This window comes from Gilliamella sp. wkB72, from assembly GCF_001693745.1.
GTDB classification, from domain to species: Bacteria; Pseudomonadota; Gammaproteobacteria; order Enterobacterales; family Orbaceae; genus Gilliamella; species Gilliamella apicola_E.
In genome coordinates this window covers 1-335 of sequence record NZ_LZEI01000003.1, presented here as the reverse complement: position 1 = coordinate 335, position 335 = coordinate 1, and the positions used below count along the sequence as shown (strand labels likewise).

Sequence of the window (335 nt, the reverse complement as noted above, 5' to 3'; positions counted from 1 at the left end):
GCAGGACTGGGCAACGAATAACAATGATGCTAATAGCGCAACGTTAAATGATTTACCTATTTTACGTGAGCGATGCCGAGATCTGTATAACAACACGCCTGCAGCACGAGGCGCTAGTAGTACAATTAATACTAACGTAATCGGAACGGGTTTGATTTTAAGATCAACTCCCGACATTGAAGTTCTCGGCATAACTGACGAAGAAGCGCAGGAACTTTCAGATACAATTGAACGAGAGTTTTTATTGTGGGCTAATAGTCAATTGAGTTGTGATTACACTCGAAAATTAAATTTTAATGAAATTCAGCGATTGGTTAGTGTGTCTCAACAAATTT

The 335-nt window shown here is 39.1% G+C and carries 1 protein-coding gene; it reads left to right on the top strand.

Features of this window, described 5'->3' with window-relative positions:
* On the top strand, window positions 1-335 hold a 335-nt coding region (locus A9G07_RS01385), incomplete at both ends, for a phage portal protein (RefSeq protein ID WP_141677441.1).